Below are 20,051 nucleotides of genomic sequence, written 5' to 3'. Positions count from 1 at the left end.
ATTTCATTTCTTTTGAGTTAGAGGAAATGAAAATTCATCAGAGAGTAAATGGATGCGAACAAGGTTTGTGTCATCAAGAAACTTATCTAAAAACTATCAACGAGCCGCAAAGATGATTTGAATTGATTCATTAGAAGTAAATGAGAAATAGATCGAATTTGTCAGATATGACAGCTATATGAACGATTTCATTTTTAAGCTAAAATGAAACACTTAAAGCAAGTCACAGAATGAATCTATGGAGAACATAATGTCAGCACCAACCACACTAAGTGAATTGCAAGACCAAATCAGGAATCGCTACGGTGATTTAAGTAAACGTCTTCAACAAGTTGCAGCTTATGTACTTGATAATAAGAGCAGTGTCGCGTTTGAAACTGTTTCTGTTATTGCTGAACAAGCCGATGTTCCGCCATCGACATTGATTCGTTTTGCCAGCGCTTTCGGCTACAGTGGCTTTAACGAAATGAAACAACTATTTCGTACAAACTTACTTGAAGAGACGTCCAGCTACACTGATCGAGTGAAACTTTCAAAAAGCATGGATGCCGACGAAGAGCCACCAGAGCGCCCTATTGATATTCTGCAAGCTTTTGCACGTGCCAACATCAGTGCAATACAACAACTTTCGACTCAAATAGACGAAGAAAGCCTTAACAAAGCGGTAAAACTGCTCTCTGAAGCAGACAATATTTACGTCATCGGCCTTGGACGCTCATTCAGTATCTCTTCATACTTAACGTACGCATTCCGTCACCTTAACAAACGTGCGTTTCTTATTGATGGGCTTGGTGGCATGTTCAAAGAGCAAATCAACATGATTCGAGAGAATGATGTTGTGGTGGCGATCAGTTTCTATCCATACGCACAAGACACCACAGACGTGAGTGATGCGTTGGCAAACACGGGCACAAAACAGATCATTCTTACCGACAGCCAGATCAGTCCGCTTGCAACCTTTAGCGATGTCTGTTTTGTTGTAAAAGAAGGCAAGGTAGATGCGTTCCGTTCTCAGGTGGCGTCACTATGCCTTGCGCAAACGTTAGCGGTTTCACTTGCTTTTCAGGAAAGCAACAACAATTCAGCAGCATAATCTAACGAGTCTGGGCGTATTAAGTTACGTCCAGCCGTCCCCCCTCTTCCTGTTTTAACTTAGTTTTTGACCTCTCACACAAACAAACAATAATAACGAAAAATTTATTTCATTTTGTTCTATAATTGAATTTTAATTCCCTGAAAAATTTTCAATAGGTAGGAGAAAGATGAAGTTATTTGTTTTTGAACATTGTCCATTTTGCATCAAGGCAATGATGCTCGCGAATCTTAAAAACATGCCTGTCGAGTTTGTGTATTTACAAAACCACGATGTGGATGCACGTATAGACAAAGTTGGCGCAAATATGGTTCCTATCCTTGAAAAAGAAGATGGTAGCTATATGGCAGAAAGCCTCGATATTGTGAAATATTTAGATGAATGGGATGGCAACCCTGTATTATCAGAGGCTGTACATCAAACTGATATCGACCGTTACAATCAGGCAGTCAAAAGTGTTGAAGGTCCACTTGTACATCCACGCTGGATGGAAATCACTTTGCCCGAGTTTGGTAGTGCAGAGGCCAAAGCATGGTTTACCACCAATAAATCAAAAATGATCGGTATGCCATTTGACCAAGCGATGGCACAAAGTAAAGAGCTTCTAGTTCAACTGAATCAGGCTCTGCTTACTCTGGAGTGGCTAACGCTACCTTCAAGTCGCGACGACGTACTCAGTTACGATGACATTAATTTCTACCCGACTCTGAGAAACCTTACTGTCATTAAAGACGTGGCGTTACCAGCAAACGTTCGTCGCTATATCGATGAAGTCACGGCGTTAACCAATATCCCGCTTTATGACCACGTAGCGGTATAACTAACGTAGCGCCCAATCACACGGGCGCTAATAATGTTAAAAAGCACATTGTTTTAAAAAGCGCGCAGCCTCTTCACCTTCACCCGCACTAAGTCCCAGCACCGATACACCATTAAAGCGGCCAGAATAAGCACAATACCGAGTATTTTATTGGTCGACATAACCTCATTTAGCCACACCACACTAATCAATACAGTCCATAAAGGCTCTAATGTCATCAGAAGCGCCGCATTCGTTGCATTGGTACCACTTTGTCCTTTAATTTGAATAAAGAAACGCAGACATGTCGCCGGAATGACACTGGCGGTAAACCACCCCAACGTACTCATACTAATTGAGGTTGGCCAGGTTTCTATACAGACTGAAAAAAGAATCGCCAACAAACCGCCAGTAAAAAACTGAACACAGGTGAGATATAGCACAGGAATGCTCTGAGAATAATGACTGTTGCAAATGAAGTGTAAAGCTACAAAGGCCGCCGCAATAAAAAAGAACAGCTCACCTGTAGACATTGAAAAGCTACCTGAGAGCGAGAGAAAATACAGTCCCGCGCTGACGAATGGAAGAGAAGCCCAAAAAGGGCGTGTTGGCCGCTGTTTAAACAGCATCCATCCCCAGATAGGTACAAATAGCATAGAAAGGCTCATGATAAATGCGCCCACACCCAGTTCATCACTGACTGAGACGGCATAAATCCACAAAGATAAAGACAAACCTTGCAGCAGCCCTATCCATCCCGCTGTGACAAACTGCTGGCGATCTCCACGAACCAGCTGCTTCATGCCGAATGGCGCGATAATCACAGCGGCACAAACAAACCGAAATCCAATAAACGCGAGTGGTGGTAACTCCGCAACAGCCTGCTTAGAAAACAACCACCCCAAACCCGCTAATATGGTGGCAGAAAACAGATACAGTTCCGCTTTTTTATTTGAAGTCATTACCGCCTCTACGTTTGTGGAAAACCAGCTACACCCTATTAAATATCCAGAGCGTCGACCTGCGTCTCTTCATTTGTGTTGTAAATAAGTGCAACCACAAGTGACTGAATCAAACATTGGGTTGCGGATAAAGTCCGATACTTTTCTAACTGCGACTCTTTCATCACAAAGCAAGCGTCACTATTGGTCGCAATAGGGCTCACCTGGCTATCAGTTATGGCTATCTTTTTGACGTTTTTTTCCGTTACGGCTTCACTAACCATGACCGATTCATCAGAATAAGGCTCACTACTGATGATAACGACCACATCACCTCTGTGGATGGTCTGCATTTGCTGCAGGTAAATTGCCCCCAACCCATCAACAAGAAACACGCGCTGGTCGATACGTCTAAGTGCGTAAACAAGGTATGATGCCATGCCAAAGCTTTGCCCGAAGCCAACCACATATATGCTATTCGCCTCGTTAAGTAACGTTACCGCGACTTGCAGTGTGTCGTGCTCAATTTGCACGTTTAAGTCTTCAAGTGAGCTGATGTTTGCCTTAGCTAACCGAGCAAGAATATTAGCAGGCGTCTCGGTATTTTCGTCATCATTGGAGCCAGTCACAAGACGGGCATACGGTGCGTAACTCTCAGTCTGTTCAGCTAAATTAATACGAAACACTTTCTTGATGTCATTGAAACCGCGATAGTGGAATGCGTGCGCAAATCGAGTCAGCGTCGACGGGGGAACGTCTGCATTACGGGCAATCTCCGACACCGAGTCAAACGCGATACTTTGCGGCTTTTCAATGACATACTTCGCAACCTGCTGTAACCGTTGACTCAAGTCTTCATACTTTGTGTATATGTCCCTTTGCAGGTCTGTCACGCTTGTTGCTGCATTCATATTCCCTCCTTGGAATACGCCCTGTTTATGAAAAAGACAACCATCAGCCATTCGGTGCAACAAATACAATCCCAGTAAGAAAAAGCCATTGTCGAAGAGAGTATCGGGATTAACACAAAAGATGATGAGGCAAGATCACATCAGTTTCATAAATAATTAATTGGAAAATTTATTCCATTTTAAAACAAAAACGAAATAACAGTCAATAAGAGAGCGTTATCTTCACCGCTATCGCCGTAAAGGCATACGCTTTGTTGTCCACGGAAATCAAGGTCGTGAGCCTGTCAATAAAACCCTTATTCACTAAAAGGACGGGGGCAGCTACTGATCCAAACTAAGTACTTCGATTTCAATTTTCAGCATCTCGCCGAATTGCTCACGGTCAATGAAGGCTTGACCATCAAGCGTGAAACCTTGCGAAAGTGGGCGCACGCTATCCATCATGTGAAGCGATCAAAGCGTCGTCTTAGCCGTGTAAGAAAACACAGAGAGCGGATGGAGCAGCCTGGACTGATGCTGCAAATGGACGGCAGTCCGCATCAATGGTTTGGTGAGCATCGCTCATGCTTGATTGCCATCATCGACGATGCGACCAGTGATATCCATGCCGAGTTCTTCCCTTCCGAAACCACGGAAGGCTGTATGAAAGTCATGAAGGCGTATATCGAAAAGCGTGGGCTGTTTAAGACGCTCTATGTCGATAGAGCGGGTATATTCGGTGGCCCAAAACGCAGTAACTTCTCTCAGCAACGCGCTTGTGAAGAGCTAGGGATCGAAATCATCTTTTCGAACTCGCCCCAAGGCAAAGGACGGGTCGAACGGGCATTCGATACGTTCCAAGACAGGCTGGTTCCAGAGCTTCGGCTGCATCATATTACCGATATTCAAAGCGCCAACGAGTATCTTCAAAACCAATTCATTCCACTGTACTGGCAACAGAAAATCGCGGTACAGGCGAAGAACCCGAGGTCGGCGTTCAAGGTTGTACCTGAACATATCAACCTTGATACGGTCTGTGTTCACAAGGAATATCGTAAGGTTCGCCGAGATCATACCTTCAGTTATAACAACAAATATATCTCATCGACTCGCCCATACGGCACTCCATCGTCAATCAGAAACTAGAAATACGCTGCCAGTTCGATGGCGCATTCTCAGCCTATTTTGGTCACCGCAAACTGCATATTACCGAGTTAGAAGAGCCTCCAAAAGCTAGTGAGTATGGGATGGAAGTCCAGCGCAAGTTGGATGTCATCGAGCTTGCCGACCGCTTGGGTAATGCGACGGAAGCCGCTCGGATCAGCGGTTGCTCACGCCGAAGTATCTATAACTATCAAAAGGTCTTAGCCGAGGAAGGCATACTTGGCCTTAAGCGCATTAACAAACCGCTACACCGCAGCAAAAACAGCATACCTGAGGAAGCCGAACACAAAATTATCGAGCTGACCTTAAACAACCCGTATCAAACCTCAGTACAGTTGAGAACCATGCTAAAGAAGGAGTACAACATCACCGTCAGCAGTTTCACGATACGAAATATCTGGAAGCGCGAGGCACTGAATACCAGAGACCGGTGAATACAGCGCTCAACGCCATTAAATAAAGAAGTCTAGCCTGTGGGCTAGACTTAAAGATGAACGACAAAGTCGCTTGGGATTTATCCCGTCAGGCTCCCTTGGTAATCACAGCTTGTGGTCTAATCTTGTGATCTAATCTGGTATGAAGAAAATGTAAGCCAGTAGTAATGACTACTGGCGTATCAATTCAGATCAATTTCATGAGAAGCGGAAAGTTATACTTTCATACCAAAGCAATGGCCATCTGGTATATCAATATTAATGCGTAATTAACCACCTAGTGCTTCTACATAACACTTTAGGGAAAGTAATTTTACATCTTTGCCATTCTTTTCTGGCTGGCAACAGTAGGTTGCTTTATACCCATAGTTTTCGCAACTTGTGCTTGTGACATTTGAACGCTTTAGCGAATCTACGAATCACGCTAGCCATCAATGACATTCAAATAAGCAGCCCACTTCTGAGGAGCTCGACTTGAACTGATGGCCTTACATTTCTCACTAGTGTCGACCAATGGGTCTTTCTCAACTGCAGTTATCTGATGTACAGCATAAGGACCACTTTTCATCAAACGTAGCAACGATGAAATGGGGAGTATCCCTACACCTTCACTGGGCTTAACGAACGAATGAATGTCATAAAAATAGCGGCGCACTGTTTTTCGGCAAAAGCGTGTAGCTTTTGCGACTGTGGTAATATTAAGTTCTTCACCTTTCTGCAATAAAAGTCGACACGCATTAATGATGCGTTCTTTTGTTTTTTCACGCCTTATTTGATGTGTTCTCGCCGCAGCTAAGCTTTGTCGTTGTTTAGTATTCAAGTCACTCGGTAAATTCATTACTCCGCGTTTAACCTTTGAACCAGCGTAATACTTATCCCAGGTCCACCGAGAGACGCTCTTAACCACAGACATGACTTCGCTATGCCTCAAAGGAGTCTTGCCTTCAAACGAGTAGTTCTTGTAGGTGGCATAATGACAGATCCGACGCTTGAAACTCTCATAGCTCCCTTCCCTGCGCTCTCCCCTGATGATCGAATAGGCATAGTGACGAGAATGTTCAAATAAGGTGCAATTCCGGGAGTGAGATACATCATTTAGGTATGCTGCCTCACCCCAAGGTAGAGGTGTTTCTAGATCTACAGAATCAGCTAACTCTCCAAGCTCATAGACTTGAGAATGAAGCTCTGTCGTTTGCCACCAAGGGTGAAAAGGTGTTTTAGCCACAGGCCCTGAATAAGCCTGATCAGCTTTCATACGCAAAGCCATGGCCTGATACACAGCTTTCAGATATTGGATGGGCTGACTTCTCGCATTGTCACTAGTACAAACAGAAACAATCGCGTAGTACAGATGAGCTTTATTATCGTGCCGATTTCGAACGATGAGATTGGGAGCTGGTAATCCTTCATCTTGCCAAATGTAAGGATTAGGAAATTCTTGGTCTTCATGGTCAATGTCGAACACTAACCAAGAGCACATATCTTTACGATTGACCTGCATATAGGGCCAACGGACAGCATAATGCCTTGGACGAACAAGCATCGCCGTTTTGTTATCGCTACATCTGGACAAGTAAGGGGCTTCACCAAGCAACCGCTGAAACGAATTGCTCGTTGTTTTTAGAGGGAGCATGACAACCTGCCTAAATGTTATTTAGTCATGATTAGGAATCAATGGAAAACCTTGACAGGCGTACACTAGCCATAGCTATCGATGGATTTTGTCACAAACAAAAATTACCACCGAGCCTAAAGCAACTGTGTTGGGAATAACGTTAAGGGGTACTATGACTTAAAGGGGCTCTTGCGTGCGCCCCTCAGCACAAATACACGAATCATTCTTCTATCTCGCTAGAGAATTTCGTTAGTGCAGCGCCCGCTTGACTGTGCACATCATGCCAAATGCGAATCAAGTTACTTTGACACGCCTCCAGCCCCTCTACCTGATTGTCTCGGTACTTAGCAATGTTTAACGCTGCTACATTTTGAAGGTGAAGTGCTTCATCAACATTAGAGATAGGGATCTGAACCGATAAATAACTCATGATTTTACTCCCATGACATCCAGACAATATTGTGCAAACTGATATAACTCTTCGTCGTCGAAGTGGCCGAAATCTCGAAGCGTCAGCATTTCAAGGAACAAACTGCGATTACTAAAATCCAAATAAGACCAGTGATGAAGTTGCGGGACACATTTGGCATTTCCAGAGCGGTACCAACTGACAAACGAATGAGAGAAGAATACACGGGCGCGGTCTCCTTCCATTGCTTCACGTATGTCAGCCAAAATATCTGATTGAGGTCGATGTACCTCAGGGGGAGACTGTTTCTTTGCAATAGCCTCTAAGTATTGCAATATCGTACGCTGCTCTTCGGCGCCTATTTGCTTAAAGCGCTGTTGTATCTGTTCTATTGATTGATTTAATAGAAATGATTCTAAGTTTTCCATACTAACCTCCTCGCAAAATCGAAAGAGTTCGTATCCGAATTTAAGTTCATTCGACCGACTCAACCTAAAACGGCAATGGCTTCACGAGCCGCCAACTCATGCATGGCGACCATGTTAATGAGCGGCTTATCGCGACGTTTGTCTTTTGGCTTGGTAATAATTCGGCCCTGCTCGACATACTGTTTGATGGTTCCCATAGCCAAACCTGAAATGCGGGAGTATTCCTCGTAAGTCACATATGGACTTAGTGGAGGTATCTTGTACGTTAACATAGTGATATCCTTGATTTTATGTCTATCTTCTTCGGCTGTCTCTTGCTTTGGTCGGCGTGACTTCCGAAACACACAAGAATTATCGATCGTCATTCCCGAACTTTCAACCATAAATGACAAATCAATTCGCAAATGAGAACTTTAAGTCATGAGCATTCGTAAAATAGAACCTTTCGATTACTTGAAAGGCACTGATTTCACAGAAAATTTGAAGCATCTGACAGGATGTAAGAACTTTCAAGAAATGGCGTTCGTATATGGCGTGCCAAAAAGCACTTTCAGCACTTGGAATACTCATAATCGAACTTCTCATGAACTCATGGTTAGAGCTCATTTAGCTTTGGGAATTCCAATGGTGGAGTTGGCGTTAAAGCCAGAGGATCGGTTTAAGGCTCACTCAGCGACAAAATGTACTGCCGAAGAAGCAAGCGCTACAGCTTCACCGCAACACAACTCAGTCCAGATCAAAAGCTATTGCCTAACCAATGGGGAGCTTCTAGATACTGGTGAGTTACCTTACGCTATCCGCAGGTTTAACAGCTTTAACCTCAATGCTGACGCGACGATTGAAGTTGAAACTAATGAAGCTTTATATCTCGTTGACAAAAGCTCTACGAACCCAGCTTCGGGCAAATATTTAATCGATATTGACGGTACTTTGTCGATCAACCATATCCAGCGCTTACCAGGCAAAAAACTGGCTGTTGTGTTTGGTGACAGCACCGTTGAAGTTTCAGAAAAAGATATAAAAGTAATTGGTCGCGTGGCGGTGACATTAAGAAAAGAATAATTATTAAATTGGTTGTCTAGGAGAACACAATGGAATTCATTGGCTTAGGTTTAGTAGCAATTATTGCAATAGGTGTTTATTTCGTTCAGTCGTCTAAAAAAGCGATGAGAGACCCCGAAAAATTTCGGGAATATGTTAATAGCAAAGGTTACGACGTCGAACAACAGAAAGACTTCTGCAAACGACTTGGTATTGATTACGAAAAGGTCGCGTTAACACCTAGCAGAAAGGCTTCACCAACGCCTACTGCAAAAGTAGCACCTCAAAAATCAATCGCATCTGAAAGCTCTGAAGTTGAAACACTAACACCACGCAGAGAAAAAGCGCTCTACAACCTAGCCGATAAGATTCTAGAAGATGACGTTGTAGATCTAGAAGAATCGAAAAAGCTTCGCGCATGGTTTAAGAGTTACCCTGAATCGAAAGAAGACTCTAAAACCAAAGAGCTGGCAGCAACAGTTGAACTTTACTTAGAAGACAAAGTACTCGACAACGATGAAGCTCTTCATCTATTCGCCCTTCTTACCGATTTCTGTGATGGATTCGAGGAACGCGAACAAGCCAACCAAAAACCGAAGAAGAAGCCAGCTCCGAAATCAGGAACGCGAATCAATGTAGATGAGTCGTCTGGCCTCTCATTCCTTAATGAGTTGGAGTTAGGCGCTCAATACTTTATGAATTACAAGGACGCGGCTGGGAAAGTATCTGACCGCGAGATTGTTTTGAGAAAAATAGAGCAAAACGCTAGTGGCGATACATACGTCAAAGCTTTCTGTTTGATGAGAAATTCCATTCGCACGTTCAGAGCAGACCGAATCACTGGTATTTGCAGTGTAGAGACTGGCGAGGCGTTTGTTTAGTATGAATGGGCTAATGCATATTAACGATATTCAACGATTACAAAATAAATTAGCAGTCGTGTTTGGTAAGTCGACAGTTGAAGTATCAGAAGAAAATATAAAAGTGATTGGCCGCGTAGCGGTAGCGTTGGAGAAGAAATGATGCAGCAACTAATTCTAATAAAGGCACTTCTCGAAGATTTCTTGCAAACCCTCAGCAGTACTTCAAATGAGCATGGCCCCAGAAAGGTTAGCTATGATATAAAAAAAGTATTAGAGAAAATGAGCGACCCTTTCATTCTTTGGGGAGATTTGAAAGATAGCGAGTTACTTGAAGATTTGTATTCTATACGCCAGAGATTACAATTGCTTTACGCAGAACCTGACACAGAGATCCACAGACAAAGAAAAAAAATAATTAATGCAATCAACACCCTGAATAAAGATAACGAAATAACGATTCAGTACCTGCCTTCCGACGCAGAAACCAGTGGCTTGATAAATCAGCTTTCAGTTCGCCAGAAAGAGTTGAACGAGGCAATTGCAGAGAGCCTTCAAAAAGTTGATGAGCGAACAGGGGCTGCAGAGCGTCAAGTAGAAAGAGTACAACGACAAGCAATAAATGCTATTCGGCAGGAAACGAGTGAACTAAAAGAAGTTCACTCTGATGAACTTAAAAACGAAGTTCTTCATGGAGTAAGCGAAATAGAATCGACGGTGGAAAAAGCTAGTTCTAGGCTATCACTTAGTCTCCGCGAAGCTACCGACAGTCTCATAAAAAAACATCAAGACGATTATGACAGTTTATACAACGAGTTACGAAATAAGACATTAGACCAAATCAAGCAGACGGATGAAGGACGAGCTGACTTCGATAGAAAAATTGATGCGTTGAACTCTGCCTTTGAACAACAAGCAAGTGCCCTCAACTCTCGCTTCGATCAAGAACAAGAGTCTTTTAAGCGAGCTTTCCAAGAGTCGGTAAAGCAAGAAGTTACTAACTATAAAACGGTACGACAACTTCTTAAAGAACAGCTAGATGAAGCAAAAGAGGTTGTAGGTACATTATCCAAAAAGGCACTAGCTCACGAGCATCTCAAACAAGCCGAGCGAGAAGCATTCGCTTATTGGGGTTTTCAGGGTGCCGGATTATTATTCCTGTTTACGGCAATACTAATGAGTGTTGCAATATTCGGTGACTCTCTTGGTCTAAAACTTCCGTGGCTCACATGGCTCGTTGAATTTTCCGAAACAAATGGTGCAATACAAATCCAAGGCTCCGCGACAGTTGGAAGTGTTTCTGAAGCCACTTGGTTTTTCAAGAGAATATCGATAGTTGTATTACTGACTGCTCCGGGCCTATATCTGCTAAAAGAAGCAGCAAACCACCGCGCAAAAGAAAACCTTTATCGCCAACGCGGTGTACAACTGGCTTCCATCACTCCATACCTTAAAGAGCTGGAAGAAACTGAACGCAATGCCATCAAGAAAGAACTTGTTCAGTCCTTTTTCTCATTCCACGACGGAAAAGCAGACACACAGAACGTACCTGATTTCTTACGTGATCTTAAAGAAACGACTAAAATTATACGTTCAATTGATAGAGCAACTCAGCCAACAAATAACAAACGTGCGTTCACTCAACGCCGTAAGCGTGCAACTCAGTCAGTAGAAGGCTAATAGAATATGGAAAATTTAGTTATCCAAAAGTTTGCGGACATCAACTTAAATGATCCGTTCTTTGATACCTTAAAGAACGACTATGAAGAGTTTGAACGATGGTTCGCACGTAAATCAGATAACAACGCTTTAGTTCTTTACAATAATTCCGGCCAAATAGAAGGATTTCTATACTGCAAGTACGAGAAAGGTCCCGGTGATGACACTGATCCGCTACTGCCAAACACTCAACATATGAAAGTTGGTACCTTCAAGTTTAATCCTAAACAAACAAGACGCGGCGATCGTTATTTAAAGAAAATTTTTGACTATGCGTTAGCATACCAACCGAATGTAGATGATATTTACGTAACCGTATTTGGGGACAAGCATCCCTACTTAGTAGAACTTTTTCAACGCTACGGCTTTAAAAAATATGCTAGGAAGGTCACCCCTAATGGTACAGAAGATGTGTTGCTTCGTGACCTCAATAGCTTTTCTGGTGATGTTGATATGGATTATCCGTTCATAAATACGAATGGAAATAACAAGTACTTACTTAGTATTTTTCCACATTTTCATACGAAACTATTCCCCGATTCAAAGTTACTTACAGAAAGTCCTAATATTGTTCGTGATATTTCTCACTCTAACAGCATTCATAAAATCTACATATGTGGTATGGCAGATGTGATGAAATTTCAACGTGGAGATACTATCGTTATCTACCGTACAAGTGACGGGCAAGGGGCAGCAGAGTTTAGGTCTGTCGCAACATCGTTATGCGTTGTGGAAAATGTCCATACTATTGACCAATATGAGAATGAAGATGCTTTCGTAGACTATTGCTCTAAATTTAGTGTTTTCACAAAAGATGAGTTACGTACTATCTACAAGCAGAAAAAGTACCCTTATATAATCAATTTTACTTACAATACCGCTTTACCAAAACGCCCGATTCGACAAAAACTGGCCGATTACGCTGGCTTAAATCGAGACGACTACTGGGGCGTTTTGAAGTTAACGGACAAGCAGTTCGACAACATTATTGAACTATCAGAGCTTGATACAAGAATACTGATTAAATAAAAAAAGAAGCACTTAGGTGCTTCTTTCTCTTCAACCTTTTATAAATGCTTCGATAGTATCTGTCGAAGTTCCTGATTGATAGATATGATGCTCAATACCTTTCAATTGAGCATATTCTAGTGCTCGATGCCTCTCTTGATTCTGCAATTCAGACAACACTTCTTGGTTCAAAGCGTGACCATCACGTGCGTGTAAGCGTTCAAAGATCGTCTTTATTTCAGCTGAGACCAATACAATTGAGCTCGGCTTTATTTCATCAAAAACATCATAGCTCAACGAAATGATGTCTTGGCTCTTACCGACTAAGCAAAAGTGTCCATCAAGCAAAAACTCACTATCTTCTATCTTAGATAAACCGTTTATTAATGCTCTTTGGTTTCGTTCTGCCGTCGTGACTTCCTTCGTTTCCTCAATATAGTCAGAATTTTGTTTAATTAAATCACTGCATGAGTAAGTAGGGATGTTTAACGACTGTTGTAAATGTTTACAAAGCGTCCCCTTTCCGACGCCATGAACACCTGCCACAAAGTGAATTTTTTTCATCTTTTACGTCCTGTAATAAAAAAGCCGAGCATCAGCCCAGCTTCAATCAATTCATACACAAGTTCGAGTTACTATCTAAGTACTTGAACGACTGAGGTGCCTTAAAGTTTGGTTCTACCTCGTATGGGTCTATCGGATTATCATACTTCACTAAGTTTTTGATTTCGATAGCGTAAGCAACTTCTCTACCATCAAAGTACGCATCAAAGAACTCTTTATTTATACCAGAAGCTTGTTGGGTTTCATTCCATAACTCTTCTGGTGACTTCGCCAAAATATGGCCAATAGTGAACTCGCCTATGATTTTGCCTTCTGGCATTGTCGAGTAGATAACTACAGACCTTACCTCCGGTCTTTTGAAGACTGCTTTCCGGTACTCAAACAATTTTTCTTTAGAGAGTATTTTATCAACAAACTCCGGTTTAATAGACAATAGTGCTTTCATGAAAGTGCTCTTAAATCTTTGTAACCACAAATTCTAAACTCATACACTCAATATTTCATCAGAAATTCTGACGATGTGCGAAGTTTATTCATCTAAACATTGAACCGTTCACCTTAAGTGATACTGTATAAGTATACAGTTATACGTGTAAATTTCCATGTCTATCCGAAACTTAAAAGACGGCTCAAAGAAGCCTTGGCTTTGCGAATGCTACCCGCAGGGTCGAGCTGGTAAACGCGTTCGTAAACGCTTCGCGACCAAAGGAGAAGCTACGGCATTTGAGCTTCATCTAATGAAAGAGGTGGACGATAAACCGTGGTTAGGAAGCAAGCCTGACAATAGACGTTTGTCAGAACTAGTTGAGCTGTGGTTCACGCACTACGGCCAAACGTTGGTAAATGGTGAAGTCATACACAACAAATTTAACCACATGGTTCGAGCTATGCGTAACCCTGTGGCATCGACATTTAATTCAAAGATTTACGCTGAATATCGCAGTAAACGAATATCTGGTGAACTGGTCTTTGTAGATGAGTCGCGCTGGAACCGTGGTAAACCAAGTGTATCTACGCTCAACTCTGAGTTAGCTCGTTTTAAGGCGGTGTTTAATAAGCTTAAAGAGTTAGGAGAATGGAAGCTTCCGAACCCTTTAGAAGATGTGAAGCCATTTAAAGAATCAGAACGTGATATGGCTTTCCTGACTAAAGAGCAAATCCGCGATTTACTCTCACTCGTAGGCCAACACGAACGAACTGACATGCTGAAGATTGTTAAGCTGTGCTTATCAACGGGTGCGCGTTGGAACGAAGCGGCTCAGTTAAAAGGCAGCCAACTGTCCCAATACAAAGTTACCTTCACGAACACCAAAACCAAAAAGAACCGCACTGTGCCTATTTCTAAAGACCTCTATGAAGAGATCATTAAGCCCACCTCAGGTTCTTTGTTTGAAGAGTGTTACACGCCGTTTTGCTACATTCTTAAAAATAAACTCGGCATTACCCTGCCTTCTGGACAAGCATCACACGTGTTACGCCATACTTTCGCTAGTCATTTTATGATGAACGGCGGCAACATTCTGGTTCTGCGCGACGTATTAGGCCATGCTGATATCTCGATGACAATGCGCTACGCGCACTTCGCACCCGATCATTTATCTGAAGCGATTACCCGTAACCCTCTTAGCAATTTATAACCTGTCGCCACAAAATTTTTATAGCTCTGTCGCCACTTTGTCGCCACTAGCCAAATTTAGAGCAAAAAAGAGCCGCTATATGCGGCTCTTAATTATTCGAATTTTCCGATATTCAGTCGACTTACTCTTTGCCGAACACGTTGTTCTCTTGCTCTTGTACGCGGATGAAAGTTGTTCGCTTGGTTAGCTCTTTAAGCTTTGCTGCGCCTACGTATGTACAGGTTGAACGTACGCCGCCAAGAATGTCCTGGATCGTGCCGTGAACACTGCCACGGTATGGCAATAGGACGGTTTTTCCTTCAGCTGCGCGGTACTTAGCCACACCACCTGAGTGCTTATTCATAGCAGACTGAGAAGACATGCCGTAGAATTTCATGAAGGTTTTGCCATCTTGCTCGATGACTTCACCGCCTGACTCTTCGTGGCCAGCTAGCATACCACCAAGCATAACGAAGTCTGCACCGCCACCGAACGCTTTAGAAACGTCACCAGCACATGAACAACCACCGTCACCAATGATCATGCCGCCAAGGCCGTGCGCTGCGTCACCACACTCAATGATTGCAGAAAGCTGTGGGTAACCAACACCGGTTTTAACGCGTGTTGTACATACTGAGCCTGGGCCAATGCCTACTTTAACGATGTCTGCACCAGCAAGGATCAACTCTTCACACATGTCACCAGTAACAACGTTACCAGCAGAGATAACTTTGTCTGGGAATTCTGCTCGTACGCGTTCTACATACTCGACTAGGTGCTCTGAGTAACCATTTGCGATATCAACGCAGATGAAGATGAACTCGTCTGAAAGCGCCATGATGTCTTTGGTTTTTTGGAAGTCTGCATCAGACGTACCCGTAGACACCATCACGTTGTTTAGCGTTGTTTTGTTTGCTGATTTCGCAAACTCTGCCCAATCTTCCACTGTGTAGTGCTTGTGCACTGCTGTCATTACACCATGCTCAGCTAAGGCAGTAGCCATTTCAAAGCTACCTACAGAATCCATATTAGCTGCAATTACAGGCACACCAGACCATTGACGACCACTATGCTTGAATGTAAAATCGCGGGTTAAATTTACTTGAGAACGGCTTTTAAGGGTAGAACGTTTCGGGCGAAACAGTACATCTTTGAAACCTAACTTAAGTTCTTGTTCGATACGCATTGTGTAATTCCTTGATTCATATATCTATGTGTCATCTCAGAGTGCGTAGTGAAGCCGTTGGCAGACGAGTTCACTGTTCTTCGGACACAAAAAAACCGGAGCGTTGGCAGACGCTCCGGTTTTCAGCATTATAGGCTGTGATTTATTTCCTACAAGTCTGATATTTGAATTTTTTTTGTGTTACCATCTTGATAATCGCATATCAAAAACACCTCTAATTTCTTCACGCGTTCGTATTACCTAACAAATTCAACAAGTTAAGTTTGCACCCAGCTTAAACGATTACGCAAACCGTTGCGTCGCGATATTCAGATTCAATCGTTTCATATCTCAAATACGCTAAACACCTCTCAAGTAATGCCTTGATCTTACCGTCTAAATAGAAGAAATTTTGCTAAATGAGAGCAAATTTTCATGGATTCATGGCAGATCTGAGCGTCTCTACGACATTACTGGCCAATAACCCGCGCTCTCCATATTGTTTCGCATTGATATCCGCTGCGTGACTATGAATCATCACGCCTAATCTGGCAGCAATAGAGATTGGTATATTTTTAGCCAACAACGCACCAATCACGCCAGAGAGGACATCTCCCATCCCGCCGCTAGCCATGCCTGGGTTACCCGCGAGACAGACATACATCCGAATGCCATCATAAATTAGCGTACCGGCTCCCTTCAGCACCACAACGCCACCAAATCGTTCCTGCAATTGCCGAGCGGCTGAATAGCGATCACGCTCAACGTCTTGTGTGGTAACATTTAACAAACGCGCGGCTTCGCCCGGATGTGGTGTCATGACACGTTGATTGTCACACACTAATGTCCCGTCATAACGCTGACTAAGCATCGCCAGTATATTTAGTCCGTCGGCATCAACGACTTTCGGCTTATGTGGCTGTGACAAATATTGATACGCTTGATAAGCCCATTCATCATCGCCAAACCCAGGGCCAAACACTAATGCATCTGCCCAGCGAATGCGCTTAGTCAGTTCATTTTCGGTATTCCGCAATTCATCAGCTGTGATGCTTTGGCTCATCACTTCAGGACAGGCTATTTGCAGTGATATCCGGCTATCAGGGTGTGTTATTGCTGCTGTTAAGCCAGCGCCACTGCGTATTGCTGCCGATGCGCAGAAACGAATGGCACCCGACATCCCCAGGTTGCCACCGACGCAAAGCAGTTTCCCATTGTCGCCTTTGTGAGCCGTTGCTTTTAATGGCGGTAAAAGTCGTGGAATCACGTTGTGATCGATTCCTAACGCACTCTCTTGTTCTATTGACTCAAATTCCACATTGACGCCCAAGCCACAAAAGTGCAATTCTCCCACATGACTTCTCGCCTGTGCAGTGACTAAACCTTGTTTGACACCAATAAAAGTAATGGTGTGGTTGGCATAGATCGCATCCCCCAACACAGAGCCAGTGTTAGCACATAAACCAGAGGGAATGTCGACCGCGATGACCGGGCAACGAATCTGGTTAATTTGTTCTATATACCGTCGGTATTCTTTTCTCACTTCACCACTTAAACCTGTCCCCAGAATAGCGTCGATAATGACGTCTGCTTCAAGTAACGCCGTATTCCAGTCATCCCAACTGCTATTTTGGCCATCGACAGTTTGCCAATCTTCATAAGCACAACGGGCATCGCCAGTGAGTGAGGCCGTATCACCAAGCTGAAATACACTCACATTGAGCTGGGCCTGCTTAGCAAGAGAAGCAAAGATATAGCCATCTCCGCCATTATTGCCTTTTCCACAAACGACCAAGACATTCTTTGCTCTGGGGTAAAGGTGAAGAAAGCGTTCATAAACGGCCATTCCAGCACGTTGCATCAAACTATACATTGATACGCCCGCCATCTGAGCAGCCATCACTTCACCATTTTTGACTTGTTCTGCTGTGTAAAGTTTTAAAGCGAGATTAAAGTCCATAACTATATTCTTCGTAACAAACACACAAAATAAGTATACAAAAAAGCACCCGATGTGGGTGCTTAATACAATGATTGATGTAATGAGGGTGCTCTATGGCACACCATGCCCTTTGGATGCCACCCAAACGCGGTACCACTGTTCACGGGTTAATTCGATATTCAGTGCATCAACGGCAGTTTGAACGCGCTCAATCTTACCAGAACCAATGATTGGAACTGGATTCGATGGTAGGCGACGTACCCAAGCGTAAATCACCTGATCAATACTGGCTGCACCAACTTCTTCACGAATTGCTTCTAACTCGTTACGTACACGAACCGCCTGCTCACTATCACCGATAAAGATAGAGCCGCCACCTAAACATGACCACGCCATTGGACGCGTACGTAGCATTTGCATCTGATCCAGTGTGCCATCGTGCGCTACGTCAAAGTTAAGTGGGTTGATTTCCACTTGGTTTGTCACAAGTGGTTTGCTCAGACGGGATTGCAGCAGTTCAAACTGACGCGGCGTAAAGTTTGAAACACCAAAATGCTTCACTTTACCCACTTTATGCAGTTCCGAAAACGCTTCTGCCACTTCATCGGCGTCCATCAAAACATCAGGGCGATGGATAAGCAGAACGTCGATTTCATCTACATTTAAACGCTCAAGCGAGTTATTCACCGATTGGTAAATGTGAGCTGAACTCGTGTCATAATGGTTGATTTTACGCTCTGGCGTTTTATCACCGCATAAGTTGATATCACATTTGGTGACGATCTGAATTTGCTCACGAACGCTTTTATCCAGCGTTAACGCCTCGCCAAACAGTGATTCACACTCGTAGTTTCCATAAATGTCAGCGTGGTCAACCGTCGTAATACCTAACTCAATATGTTGCTTAAGGAAGGTTAAGCGCTCTTTCGCCGTCATTCCCCAATCCACAGTACGCCAGTAGCCTTGTACCAATTCAGAAAATTCTGGGCCACTTGGTGCAGTCACAACTTTTGCAACCATTGGTTCTCTCCTTTATTTAATCTGTTTTCATCCTAGTCTTGTTTTCGCACGGTCTCAACGGGTAAACTTTCGCAATTCGAACTGGAGTACGAAAAATATGTCTTTTGCCCAACGATTATCGACTTTAATTGGCGAAGAAAGCATCAGTGGTTTTGCGCGCCGTGTTGATGTTTCAGAAGCATTGATTCGAAAGTATTTAAAAGGTAGTGAACCTAGTTTACAAAAAGCGAATCAAATCGCGATGCGAGCGAACTGCTCGCTTGAATGGTTGGCAACGGGTTGCGGCTATCTTTATCGTCGCGCGGAAGTTGTGGATTTGGAGGCGTATAAGCTCGCTTTCCAATACGTGATGAATGAAACCTTGCCAGAAGATCAGCAAGAACTGCATCGCAAACTCGTCGCGGGTTATCAGTATCTGCGCTCGCACAAAAAAGCAGATGGCTTTTTAGATGAATCGGCAATGGCAACGTTTCTTTCATTGCATCATGAAACGAAAGAGCAACACGAATCTAAAAGCGCGTAACCTGTAGCGTCATCATTTCACCATCACTTATCAGCGACACTTCTAAACTCGGAGAGGTCGCTTGAAACTCACTGGCTCTTACCCACTGTATTGTCCGACTGGCCTCTGGTGGGTAACGATTCATCATTAAGATGACGTCTTTATCGACCTCTTGCGCTGACTTGTGCTCGAGTGACCGAAGCACATCATAGTGTTCGCTCTCAAAATGGACACTTCTCATCACAAGGCCATCTTTTCTTAAGTTCAGGATCAGGTTATTCCAGCGCTGCCATTGGAATTCAGCCAAAAAAGAAAAATCAGCGTTTTCTTGACGTAAAATAACTTCACCATAAAGAGATTGATGGTAGTAGTTAAACTCGTCTAAGCAAAACGTATCGACGGGCGGGACTGAATCGCTCCATTCAGTATCGCATCGATACCAAAGCCCGTCATTTTGTATTGTACGTTTTAACTGATTTAGAGGTATCTCGGACAAAACGCTTTGCCACCAATTATCATCGAGCGCTAATGAGGAACTTGAAAACAGGACACTACAAGCAGAAAGTAAGACAAGGGATAAGAGACGCATCTGGTTAATTCAAGGTAGTCACAAATGGCAAAACAATAGCGTGGAATGGAAAATGATCAAGTGGAGAGTATGGACTGCACTCAAATTATTCTGAAATAACAGACATTAAGAAGGCGCACGTTTCAAGTGCGCCTCTACCTCGTTACTCAATCGTGAGTTTGCGAATTGGGAAGTCTATAGATGCATCCCAAACTAAAAACGAGGAATTACCGTAGGGTTTGAATCCATCCAAATTGTGAGTAAAACGTCACA

The 20,051-nt window shown here is 43.3% G+C and carries 20 protein-coding genes and 2 pseudogenes; 10 read left to right on the top strand and 12 right to left on the bottom strand.

All coding sequences use genetic code 11. The features are described from left to right. Positions 1 to 250 precede the first annotated feature (250 nt). Both RXX31_RS16160 and grxB read left to right on the top strand, forming a co-directional pair. A complete protein-coding gene (locus RXX31_RS16160) occupies positions 251 to 1,093 on the top strand; it encodes a MurR/RpiR family transcriptional regulator (RefSeq protein ID WP_317590621.1) in 843 nt (280 codons plus the stop codon). Between the two features lie 169 nt (positions 1,094 to 1,262). Continuing rightward, positions 1,263 to 1,913, top strand: coding sequence for a glutaredoxin 2 (gene grxB / locus RXX31_RS16155; protein ID WP_317590620.1), 651 nt, complete (start codon positions 1,263 to 1,265; stop codon positions 1,911 to 1,913). Positions 1,914 to 1,966: 53 nt separating this feature from the next. On the opposite strand, the gene RXX31_RS16150 is transcribed toward grxB, so the two are convergent. Both RXX31_RS16150 and RXX31_RS16145 read right to left on the bottom strand, forming a co-directional pair. Beyond that, the gene (locus RXX31_RS16150; protein ID WP_317590618.1) at positions 1,967 to 2,854 is read right to left on the bottom strand and encodes a DMT family transporter; all 888 of its coding nucleotides are present in this window, start codon (positions 2,852 to 2,854) and stop codon (positions 1,967 to 1,969) included. A gap of 38 nt (positions 2,855 to 2,892) precedes the next feature. Further along, positions 2,893 to 3,744 carry a MurR/RpiR family transcriptional regulator gene (locus tag RXX31_RS16145; RefSeq protein WP_317590617.1) on the bottom strand — a complete coding sequence of 284 codons (852 nt, stop codon included), beginning with the start codon at positions 3,742 to 3,744 and terminating at the stop codon, positions 2,893 to 2,895. Between the two features lie 211 nt (positions 3,745 to 3,955). Between RXX31_RS16145 and RXX31_RS16140 the strand changes: the two are divergent. Beyond that, a pseudogene (locus tag RXX31_RS16140) lies at positions 3,956 to 5,321 on the top strand (ISNCY family transposase); the annotation flags it as partial. Between the two features lie 424 nt (positions 5,322 to 5,745). Here RXX31_RS16140 and RXX31_RS16135 read toward each other — a convergent pair. The 4 genes from RXX31_RS16135 to RXX31_RS16120 form a co-directional block, all read right to left on the bottom strand. Next, positions 5,746 to 6,954 (bottom strand): replication initiation protein, encoded by a 1,209-nt coding sequence (locus tag RXX31_RS16135; protein WP_317590615.1) that lies wholly within the window; start codon positions 6,952 to 6,954, stop codon positions 5,746 to 5,748. A 202-nt stretch (positions 6,955 to 7,156) separates the two neighbouring features. Then, positions 7,157 to 7,366 carry a hypothetical protein gene (locus RXX31_RS16130; RefSeq protein WP_118120609.1) on the bottom strand — a complete coding sequence of 70 codons (210 nt, stop codon included), beginning with the start codon at positions 7,364 to 7,366 and terminating at the stop codon, positions 7,157 to 7,159. Next, positions 7,363 to 7,773 (bottom strand): hypothetical protein, encoded by a 411-nt coding sequence (locus tag RXX31_RS16125; RefSeq protein ID WP_317590614.1) that lies wholly within the window; start codon positions 7,771 to 7,773, stop codon positions 7,363 to 7,365. Before RXX31_RS16125 ends, RXX31_RS16130 begins: the two co-directional genes overlap by 4 nt. Positions 7,774 to 7,832: 59 nt before the next feature. Further along, positions 7,833 to 8,045, bottom strand: a complete 213-nt coding sequence (locus RXX31_RS16120) for a hypothetical protein (protein ID WP_317590613.1) — start codon at positions 8,043 to 8,045, stop codon at positions 7,833 to 7,835. Between the two features lie 148 nt (positions 8,046 to 8,193). On the opposite strand from RXX31_RS16120, the gene RXX31_RS16115 reads away from it, so the two are divergent. From RXX31_RS16115 to RXX31_RS16095, 5 genes and pseudogenes are all read left to right on the top strand, one after another. Next, positions 8,194 to 8,835 carry a phage repressor protein CI gene (locus tag RXX31_RS16115; protein WP_317590612.1) on the top strand — a complete coding sequence of 214 codons (642 nt, stop codon included), beginning with the start codon at positions 8,194 to 8,196 and terminating at the stop codon, positions 8,833 to 8,835. 29 nt (positions 8,836 to 8,864) lie between these two features. Next, positions 8,865 to 9,695: a hypothetical protein gene (locus RXX31_RS16110; protein WP_317590611.1), complete on the top strand. Its 831-nt coding sequence runs from the start codon at positions 8,865 to 8,867 to the stop codon at positions 9,693 to 9,695. Positions 9,696 to 9,717: 22 nt separating this feature from the next. Beyond that, positions 9,718 to 9,837, top strand: a pseudogene (locus tag RXX31_RS16105) (chromosome partitioning protein ParA); the annotation flags it as partial. Then, the gene (locus RXX31_RS16100) at positions 9,834 to 11,354 is read left to right on the top strand and encodes a hypothetical protein (RefSeq protein WP_317590609.1); all 1,521 of its coding nucleotides are present in this window, start codon (positions 9,834 to 9,836) and stop codon (positions 11,352 to 11,354) included. The pseudogene RXX31_RS16105 and the gene RXX31_RS16100, both read left to right, overlap by 4 nt. Positions 11,355 to 11,360: 6 nt before the next feature. Beyond that, positions 11,361 to 12,422 (top strand): N-acetyltransferase, encoded by a 1,062-nt coding sequence (locus RXX31_RS16095; RefSeq protein WP_317590608.1) that lies wholly within the window; start codon positions 11,361 to 11,363, stop codon positions 12,420 to 12,422. A 30-nt stretch (positions 12,423 to 12,452) separates the two neighbouring features. Here the strand turns inward: RXX31_RS16095 and RXX31_RS16090 are convergent, their stop codons facing one another. Both RXX31_RS16090 and RXX31_RS16085 read right to left on the bottom strand, forming a co-directional pair. Beyond that, complete coding sequence (locus tag RXX31_RS16090; protein ID WP_317590606.1) at positions 12,453 to 12,965, bottom strand: ATP-binding protein; 513 nt, start codon at positions 12,963 to 12,965, stop codon at positions 12,453 to 12,455. A gap of 46 nt (positions 12,966 to 13,011) precedes the next feature. Next, positions 13,012 to 13,410 carry an ASCH domain-containing protein gene (locus tag RXX31_RS16085; RefSeq protein WP_258479787.1) on the bottom strand — a complete coding sequence of 133 codons (399 nt, stop codon included), beginning with the start codon at positions 13,408 to 13,410 and terminating at the stop codon, positions 13,012 to 13,014. Between the two features lie 157 nt (positions 13,411 to 13,567). Here RXX31_RS16085 and RXX31_RS16080 point away from each other — a divergent pair, with 157 nt between their 5' ends. Continuing rightward, positions 13,568 to 14,602: a tyrosine-type recombinase/integrase gene (locus RXX31_RS16080; protein ID WP_317590604.1), complete on the top strand. Its 1,035-nt coding sequence runs from the start codon at positions 13,568 to 13,570 to the stop codon at positions 14,600 to 14,602. A 121-nt stretch (positions 14,603 to 14,723) separates the two neighbouring features. Here RXX31_RS16080 and RXX31_RS16075 read toward each other — a convergent pair whose 3' ends face one another. The 3 genes from RXX31_RS16075 to RXX31_RS16065 form a co-directional block, all read right to left on the bottom strand. Further along, entirely contained in the window at positions 14,724 to 15,767 is a 1,044-nt protein-coding gene (locus RXX31_RS16075; protein WP_317590602.1) for a GMP reductase, read from the bottom strand. Positions 15,768 to 16,179: 412 nt separating this feature from the next. Then, positions 16,180 to 17,706: an NAD(P)H-hydrate dehydratase gene (locus RXX31_RS16070; RefSeq protein ID WP_317590601.1), complete on the bottom strand. Its 1,527-nt coding sequence runs from the start codon at positions 17,704 to 17,706 to the stop codon at positions 16,180 to 16,182. A gap of 93 nt (positions 17,707 to 17,799) precedes the next feature. Then, positions 17,800 to 18,708: an aldo/keto reductase family oxidoreductase gene (locus RXX31_RS16065; protein WP_317590600.1), complete on the bottom strand. Its 909-nt coding sequence runs from the start codon at positions 18,706 to 18,708 to the stop codon at positions 17,800 to 17,802. A 97-nt stretch (positions 18,709 to 18,805) separates the two neighbouring features. Here RXX31_RS16065 and RXX31_RS16060 point away from each other — a divergent pair, with 97 nt between their 5' ends. Beyond that, positions 18,806 to 19,231 carry a helix-turn-helix transcriptional regulator gene (locus RXX31_RS16060; RefSeq protein WP_317590599.1) on the top strand — a complete coding sequence of 142 codons (426 nt, stop codon included), beginning with the start codon at positions 18,806 to 18,808 and terminating at the stop codon, positions 19,229 to 19,231. Here RXX31_RS16060 and RXX31_RS16055 read toward each other — a convergent pair. Then, positions 19,218 to 19,706, bottom strand: a complete 489-nt coding sequence (locus tag RXX31_RS16055) for a hypothetical protein (RefSeq protein WP_317590597.1) — start codon at positions 19,704 to 19,706, stop codon at positions 19,218 to 19,220. The genes RXX31_RS16060 and RXX31_RS16055 overlap by 14 nt on opposite strands. Positions 19,707 to 20,051 lie beyond the last annotated feature (345 nt).

This window comes from Vibrio sp. EA2 (genome assembly GCF_033042495.1).
In the GTDB taxonomy this organism is placed as follows: domain Bacteria; phylum Pseudomonadota; class Gammaproteobacteria; order Enterobacterales; family Vibrionaceae; genus Vibrio.
This window is presented reverse-complemented; position numbering and strand designations above follow the sequence as displayed.